This window comes from Paracoccus aerius (genome assembly GCF_014656455.1).
Lineage (GTDB): Bacteria > Pseudomonadota > Alphaproteobacteria > Rhodobacterales > Rhodobacteraceae > Paracoccus > Paracoccus aerius.
In genome coordinates this window covers 1-2,500 of sequence record NZ_BNCL01000057.1, presented here as the reverse complement: position 1 = coordinate 2,500, position 2,500 = coordinate 1, and the positions used below count along the sequence as shown (strand labels likewise).

The 2,500-nt window shown below is 55.6% G+C and carries 1 tRNA gene and 2 rRNA genes (1 of these 3 cut by a window edge); all 3 read left to right on the top strand.

Annotation, left to right across the window (positions count from 1 at the left end):
• Window positions 1-2,165, top strand: a 23S ribosomal RNA gene (locus IE224_RS20400); it begins 667 nt to the left of the window's first position.
• Between the two features lie 86 nt (window positions 2,166-2,251).
• Window positions 2,252-2,366 (top strand): 5S ribosomal RNA (gene rrf, locus IE224_RS20395).
• A 57-nt stretch (window positions 2,367-2,423) separates the two neighbouring features.
• Window positions 2,424-2,500: transfer RNA gene (locus IE224_RS20390), tRNA-Met, on the top strand.

Below are 2,500 nucleotides of genomic sequence, written 5' to 3'. Positions count from 1 at the left end.
GGGCGCATGAGTCAGACGGATCAGACCCGAAACCGAGTGATCTAGGCATGAGCAGGATGAAGGTTGGGTAACACCAACTGGAGGTCCGAACCCACACCTGTTGAAAAAGGTCGGGATGACTTGTGCCTAGGGGTGAAAGGCCAATCAAACTCGGAGATAGCTGGTTCTCCGCGAAAGCTATTTAGGTAGCGCCTCGGACGTATCCCTCGGGGGGTAGAGCACTGCATGGATGATGGGGGCCCACAGCCTTACTGAGTCTAAGCAAACTCCGAATACCCGAGAGGACTATCCGGGAGACACACGGCGGGTGCTAACGTCCGTCGTGGAGAGGGAAACAACCCTGACCAACAGCTAAGGCCCCCAATTCGTGGCTAAGTGGGAAAGCATGTGAGACTTCCAAAACAACCAGGAGGTTGGCTTAGAAGCAGCCATCCTTTAAAGATAGCGTAACAGCTCACTGGTCTAATCAAGAGGTCTTGCGGCGAAGATGTAACGGGGCTCAAGCCACGAGCCGAAGCTTTGGATGTGCATTTATGCACGTGGTAGCGGAGCGTTCTGTGATATAGGACGCTGCCTCTTTTGATCCTTCGGGTTCAACGGAGGCAATGTTCTGACTGTGAAGCCGGGGCGTGAGCCATCCGGTGGAGTGATCAGAAGTGAGAATGTTGACATGAGTAGCGACAAACAGGGTGAGAGACCCTGTCGCCGAAAGTCCAAGGGTTCCTGCTTAAAGCTAATCTGAGCAGGGTGAGCCGGCCCCTAAGGCGAGGCCGAAAGGCGTAGTCGATGGGAACCAGGTTAATAGTCCTGGGCCAGGAGATGGTGACGGATCGCAGGTGTTGTTCTTCCTTATCGGATTGGAAGGGCGGCTGAGCGGTTCCTGGAAATAGCCCTCCACAAGACCGTACCCTAAACCGACACAGGTGGACTGGTAGAGAATACCAAGGCGCTTGAGAGAACCACATTTAAGGAACTCGGCAAAATACCTCCGTAAGTTCGCGAGAAGGAGGCCCGATTGGTGCGCAAGCATTGGTCGGGGGCACAAACCAGGGGGTGGCGACTGTTTACTAAAAACACAGGGCTCTGCGAAGCCGTAAGGCGACGTATAGGGTCTGACGCCTGCCCGGTGCCGGAAGGTTAAAAGGAGATGTGCAAGCATTGAATTGAAGCCCCGGTAAACGGCGGCCGTAACTATAACGGTCCTAAGGTAGCGAAATTCCTTGTCGGGTAAGTTCCGACCTGCACGAATGGCGTAACGACTTCCCCGCTGTCTCAAATGTGGACTCAGCGAAATTGAATTGTCTGTGAAGATGCAGACTTCCCGCGGTTAGACGGAAAGACCCCATGCACCTTTACTACAACTTCGCACTGGCATCAGGATTGCGATGTGCAGGATAGGCGGTAGGCTTTGAAGCGGGGACGCCAGTTCCCGTAGAGCCATCCTTGAGATACCGCCCTTCGCACTCTTGATGTCTAACCGCGGCCCGTTATCCGGGTCCGGGACCCTGCGTGGTGGGTAGTTTGACTGGGGCGGTCGCCTCCCAAACAGTAACGGAGGCGCGCGAAGGTTGGCTCAGAGCGGTCGGAAATCGCTCGTTGAGTGCAATGGCAGAAGCCAGCCTGACTGCAAGACTGACAAGTCGAGCAGAGTCGAAAGACGGCCATAGTGATCCGGTGGTCCCGAGTGGAAGGGCCATCGCTCAACGGATAAAAGGTACGCTGGGGATAACAGGCTGATGATGCCCAAGAGTCCATATCGACGGCATCGTTTGGCACCTCGATGTCGGCTCATCTCATCCTGGGGCTGGAGCAGGTCCCAAGGGTATGGCTGTTCGCCATTTAAAGAGGTACGTGAGCTGGGTTTAGAACGTCGTGAGACAGTTCGGTCCCTATCTGCCGTGGGTGTTGGAGACTTGAGAGGAGTTGCCCCTAGTACGAGAGGACCGGGGTGAACGTTCCACTGGTGGACCTGTTGTCGTGCCAACGGCAGTGCAGGGTAGCTATGAACGGACAGGATAAACGCTGAAGGCATCTAAGCGTGAAGCCCCCCTCAAAACAAGGTCTCCCTTGAGAGCCGTGGAAGACCACCACGTCGATAGGCCGGAGATGTAAGTGCAGCAATGCATTCAGTTGACCGGTACTAATGGCTCGATAGGCTTGATTTGATCCGGAAGAAGCAGGACTTCTTCCAAAAGCATCCTTGGACAACATCGTCACTCCAAAGTGGCAACGCTGAGCGTGTCTTTCCCGGTCTGGTGGCCCTAGCGCGAGCAAAACACCCGATCCCATCCCGAACTCGGCCGTTAAGTGCCGCTGCGCCGATGGTACTGCGTCTCAAGACGTGGGAGAGTAGGTCACCGCCAGACCTGGAAAGACACGCAATATCTCCCTGAAACGATCATCCCGATCCAGGACACCCCTGTCGCGGGGTAGAGCAGCCCGGTAGCTCGTCAGGCTCATAACCTGAAGGCCGCAGGTTCAAATCCTGCCCCCGCAACCA